6 protein-coding genes and 1 pseudogene are annotated in these 5,283 nt (G+C 34.0%); 6 read left to right on the top strand and 1 reads right to left on the bottom strand.

Features of this window, described 5'->3' with window-relative positions:
- Together OUY_RS01120 and OUY_RS01115 are read left to right on the top strand one after the other, a co-directional pair.
- Positions 1–556 (top strand): integrase core domain-containing protein (locus OUY_RS01120; protein WP_139686472.1); only part of this gene is annotated, 556 nt, incomplete at its 5' end.
- A 273-nt stretch (positions 557–829) separates the two neighbouring features.
- Positions 830–1,855 (top strand): hypothetical protein, encoded by a 1,026-nt coding sequence (locus OUY_RS01115; protein WP_139686471.1) that lies wholly within the window; start codon positions 830–832, stop codon positions 1,853–1,855.
- Here the strand turns inward: OUY_RS01115 and OUY_RS01110 are convergent.
- Positions 1,845–2,368, bottom strand: a pseudogene (locus tag OUY_RS01110) (gamma carbonic anhydrase family protein). The gene OUY_RS01115 and the pseudogene OUY_RS01110 overlap by 11 nt on opposite strands.
- A 116-nt stretch (positions 2,369–2,484) precedes the next feature.
- Between OUY_RS01110 and secG the strand changes: the two are divergent.
- The 4 genes from secG to OUY_RS01090 are packed head-to-tail and all read left to right on the top strand — an operon-like array spanning position 2,485 to position 5,170.
- Positions 2,485–2,805 (top strand): preprotein translocase subunit SecG, encoded by a 321-nt coding sequence (gene secG / locus OUY_RS01105; protein ID WP_007302593.1) that lies wholly within the window; start codon positions 2,485–2,487, stop codon positions 2,803–2,805.
- Entirely contained in the window at positions 2,805–4,412 is a 1,608-nt protein-coding gene (locus tag OUY_RS01100) for a CTP synthase (protein ID WP_139686470.1), read from the top strand. Before secG ends, OUY_RS01100 begins: the two co-directional genes overlap by 1 nt.
- 39 nt (positions 4,413–4,451) lie before the next feature.
- Complete coding sequence (locus tag OUY_RS01095; RefSeq protein WP_007302591.1) at positions 4,452–4,745, top strand: hypothetical protein; 294 nt, start codon at positions 4,452–4,454, stop codon at positions 4,743–4,745.
- 17 nt (positions 4,746–4,762) lie between these two features.
- Positions 4,763–5,170, top strand: a complete 408-nt coding sequence (locus tag OUY_RS01090) for a nucleoside deaminase (RefSeq protein ID WP_139686469.1) — start codon at positions 4,763–4,765, stop codon at positions 5,168–5,170.
- The last annotated feature ends 113 nt before the right edge of the window (positions 5,171–5,283 follow it).

Below are 5,283 nucleotides of genomic sequence, written 5' to 3'. Positions count from 1 at the left end.
AGGTATTGGACGAATTTACCAGCAAACCTTTGTTGATACCTATTCCAGAGTTGCTTTTGCTAAGCTTTACACAGAAAGGACTGCTATCACAGCTGCAGATCTTCTTAATGATAGGGTAGTACCGTTCTTTGATGAACAGAAAGTATCATTGCTACGTGTTTTGACGGATCGTGGTACAGAGTATTGTGGCAGACCTGAAAATCACGCTTACCAGCTATATTTAGGGGTAGAAAATATTGATCATTCTCGAACCAAAGCTCGTTCTCCACAGACTAATGGCATATGTGAAAGGTTCCACAGAACTATGCAAGATGAATGTTACAATATTATCTTTAGAAAGAAAATTTACACCTCTTTGGCAGAACTTCAGTTAGACGTAGACCATTGGGTGCATTCTTACAATAGATCTAGACCGCATTCAGGTAAATATTGCTATGGTAAGACTCCTATGCAAACCTTTTTTGATAGTATGCATATTGCTTATCAGAAAAATATTGATAGCATTAAACAGGATGTTGATTTTGGTTTTGACTTTGTTAATTCTTCTGTCAGTTAATTCATGCTTGTCAGATTAAGTCTAGACTATTACATCACTTTCCTAATCACACTTTAATTCAAACTTTATCAGTTTTATTCAAGTTGCTTGTAAAAGGAGAATATCAATGGTGTTCTCCTTACTGATTTGGTTAAAATGCAGAAAACGCCTATGTCAAAATTTACACAGATGTTAAGTGCTGCCACTAATTCCCAGTTAGTACAATTTGTGTATCTTATTGACATATTTAATTTATTCTGTTACAATTTTTAGTAACTAGGTTGTGGTAAAACAATGAAGAGTTTTAAATGGCTACTTAATCAAGTCAGATTTTCATGGATTAGCTTAATATCAAAAGTAAAGAGCTTTTTTCAAACTAACGATACACATTATCAAACAACTGCTAGCAATGGAAATGATCATACAAGAAAAATAAGTGTAGAAAATACAATAGAGGCGAAAGTTAATGAAGAGGATGTATGGTATGATTCTCTGAAAGAACAAGAGCCAGGTGAAAAAGAAAGAGATCTGGATGAAGAAGAATTTTTTGATGCTATTGAAAATTTGGATGAAGAGGAAGTGAGTGCTAACATAGAAGGAAAAGAGTATGAAAAAAATAAGTACTATAGTCTACAAGATGGTCTACAAGAAAAAAATGAATTTGATCACACAACGCACACTCTTACACTTGCTTTTGAAATTGAAAAGCCATTTCCAGACTCTGACCTTAGTAAATTTAAGTTATGCGAACTTAAGCAAAATGGTGATAAATATACATTTATCTTAGAAAATGATCAGAAAAATCGAATAGAATTACACTCTGAATATCTCAATATTTATTTTCCTAAGTATTTTGAGAAACACAGAAAAAAAGGAGCTTACACCGAACTTTTTTCTCAAGAAGAAAATAGAATTAGCAATGATATTATAATACCGCTACAAGTTCCAAAAGAAGCAAGCATACTTACCAAAGAGTGCAATTGGTTAATAAGAAAGGTTGTAGGTGAAATACCATATTATCCAGTGGGCAAATCGCTTGAATACTGCAGGAGTCGTGTAAATTTCTTTCTTAACTTAAACAATATTATGTCTTTTTCTCTAAAATCAGCAAAAGCACAATATGCAGCTATGCTATCAGGTACTCCAACAGAAACAAACTGGCCAATAAAGGATATTCTAGTCAGAGGTAGTTTTATTAATCAGCATATTCCTAGAGTTGAAGAAGCTTATATTGATAAGCATTATATAGTTGAAGAAACTTTTGAAGTAGTTAACGTAGAATGTGCATCAGAGCTGAAGATTTCTCAACCTAGCATATAGCCTTATATTCTTTCATCAGCATGATATAATTTTGTGCAGATTGTGTAATATGTTTTATTTCTTCATTTGACATTTTTTTGAAGAATTGTGCTGGCCTGCCAGCCCATACTTCACCACTTTTATCACTTTTCCATGTGTCACCAGTGAACCAGCAGCTACCATAGCTTCAGACTCGACAATCGCATGATCCATTATAACAGAGCCCATACCAATAAATGCTTTATCATGTATCGTGCATGCATGTAACACACAAAAATGTCCAACCGTCACCATACTACCAATAATCGTGTCACCGCCTGGATTTCTATCTACATGAATTACGGTGCCATCTTGAATATTCGTTTCATCACCTATTTCGATTGATCCAACATCTCCTCTGATCACACAATTAAACCAGATACTCGCATTCCTTCCTATTTCAACGTTACCTATAATACGCACACCATCTGCGATAAAAGAACTTTCATCCATTTTTGGTTCATAATCTTTGTATTTTAAAATGTGATAGCTCATAATTTAAATAAGGTTTAATACATACTTGGGTTCCAGTAGTCAAGTTACTCGGGTAAAGATATTCTTGACTTATGATCCTTATGCTCCTAAAATCTTTATTTTTAGCTCTATTTATAATGTCAGTAACAGTACTTAGTGTACTTCAAATAATATTAGTTGTTGTATTGGTAATTTTAGTGCTCCTGCAGCCACCTGGAAGTAGTTCATTAAGTGGCTTTAGTAATTCACAACAGGGAATGAATTCAATAATTCCGGTAAAGTCTTCTGAAAATCCACTCAGTAGAATAACTTCTATAGTTGCTGGGCTGTTCATTATAAATACACTGTTACTATCAGGATTATGTTCAAAAGATGTACATAAAAAATCAATTGCAGAGAAGATTATATCAGAAAAGAAGCAAGAAGGCCAATCAACTTCTGTTCCATTTGAAAATTAATGAAAGAAACCAAGTTTATCTTTGTTACAGGTGGAGTTGTTTCATCACTTGGTAAGGGTTTAGTTGCTTCAAGTGTGGGAGCACTTCTTCAATCTCATGGATTCAATGTTCGCATCAGAAAGCTTGACCCATATCTCAACATTGATCCTGGAACAATGAGCCCAGCTCAGCACGGGGAAGTATTTGTTACTGAGGATGGTGCTGAAACTGATTTAGACCTTGGACATTACGAGCGTTTTACTAAAATTAAAGCAACCAAGGACGACAATATAACAACTGGTAAAGTATATAATAAATTATTAAAGAAGGAAAGGTGTGGTGATTATCTAGGCAAAACTGTGCAAATCATTCCTCATGTGACAGATTTAATCAAATCTTTCATTTTTAATGGTACAGAAGATTTAGATTTTGTAATATGCGAAATAGGCGGAACCGTAGGTGATATTGAAAGCCAACCGTTTTTGGAAGCTATACGCCAAGTTAATTATAAACTAGGAAAGCAAAAAGTTATCCTTATTCACTTAACTTTAATACCATATCTCACTGCAGCACAAGAATTAAAGACAAAACCGACACAGCATTCAGTTCGAGAGTTAAACTCTGCGGGGTTACAACCAGATATTATATTATGTCGCAGTGAAAAAGAAATTTCCGATAATCAAAAAGAAAAGATAGCCAATCTTTGCAATGTTTCTTTATCTAACGTAATACCTGCTCCTGATGTAAACCATATATACGAGTTACCGTCCTTGTATAATCAATGTGGGCTCGGGACACAAATTTTGGATCACTTTCACTTAAGTAAGCCAAAACCAAGCTTACCTGAATGGGACCAAATAGTACACTCTATGAGACATCCAACACAAGAAGTTATCGTTTCCATAGTAGGAAAATATACTGAATTTCCTGACGCATATAAATCACTGATTGAAGCATTAAACCATGGTGCAATTAGTAATAAAGCTAGAGTGAAGATAAATTGGGTCAATTCAAGAGAAGAGAATGGAAAATCTATAGATGCAAAGTTTATCAGAGAAAAATTAAAAAGCTCTAATTCAGTCCTTGTTCCAGGAGGATTTGGTGATAATGGAATAGAAGGTAAAATATTAGCAATAAACTATGCCCGTGTAAATAACATTCCTTTTTTAGGAATATGTCTTGGTATGCAGCTTGCAGTGATTGAATTTGCTCGTAACGTTATTAAGCTTGAAGATGTACACTCTGAAGAATTTTATACTTGCAAACACCCAATCATCAAGCTCGCTGATGGTAAGAACGTTGATCTTGGTGGAACCATGAGACTTGGAACATACACGTGTAATGTAAGTCCAAATTCAAAAATGGCAAATGTGTATAGTAGTGTCACTATTTCAGAAAGACACAGACACAGATATATAGTTAATTTAGATTATAAAAATAACTTAGAAGAGAATGGAATGATATGCAGTGGTATATCAGAAGATAAAACATGCATAGAGGCAGTGGAGCTAAAAAATCACTCATGGTTTATTGGTGTGCAATTTCATCCAGAATTTCAATCAAGACCATTTTCTCCTCATCCTCTCTTTACATCATTTATTAAGGCAGCTATTGACAATAGAGTTTAATAGAACTTAATAAACTATATTCTAATAGAGAGGTAAAAAATGTTACTAAGAAATAGTAAAGATAGCATTACATATGGATCTGCGACCTTCGAGGAATTGAATAGGCATGTAGAACAAATAATATATAAATTAGAGGAGGATCAAATTATAGAGGATATAATGGAAGAAGTAGTTGTAGCTATAAACGAACTAAAATCGGTAGAAGAAATAAAAAAATATTTAAAGCGAGAAATAGATAGCCTTGTAAAAAGGACAATAGTCCTTAGTGAATTCTATAACCTAGAAAAAATAGAAAAGCCAAGAAAAGAAAATTATATTTATCCAAGCACCTAATGTTTAAGTACCAATACATGGAACTTGCCATAGAGCAAGCAAAACTTGCTCAGAAAGATGGCGAAGTGCCAATAGGTGCTGTAATAGTTAATGGAAACAATATCATCTCCTCTGCACACAATATATCTAATGATCCAACTGCACATGCAGAAATGTTAACAATTAGACAAGCATTTTCAACTTCCACGCTTTATGAAGCTGAAATGTACGTAACGTTAGAGCCGTGCCCGATGTGCGCTCAAGCTATCTCTTTTGCAAAAATTAAACGTCTGTACTTCGGGGCTTACAATCCCAGAGGTGGAGGAGTTGAAAACGGCACTAGAATATTTCAATTCTGTAACCACATACCTGAAGTTTATGGTGGAATATTAGAAACAAAATGTTCTCTTTTGTTAAAAGATTTCTTTGAGAAATTGAGAACTTAGTTTAAGATATGTGAGATTGTTTCAATATTTTTTGAGTAAAATCTGTATTATAACTCTTTCGTATATTTGACCAATTTGCTCATGCAACGTACATAAGGGGTGTTATTACGATA

The sequence above is a fragment of the Wolbachia endosymbiont of Leptopilina clavipes genome (assembly GCF_006334525.1).
Taxonomy (GTDB): domain Bacteria; phylum Pseudomonadota; class Alphaproteobacteria; order Rickettsiales; family Anaplasmataceae; genus Wolbachia.
The sequence above is the reverse complement of the archived record's forward strand: the minus strand, read 5'-3'. Positions and strand labels throughout refer to the sequence as shown.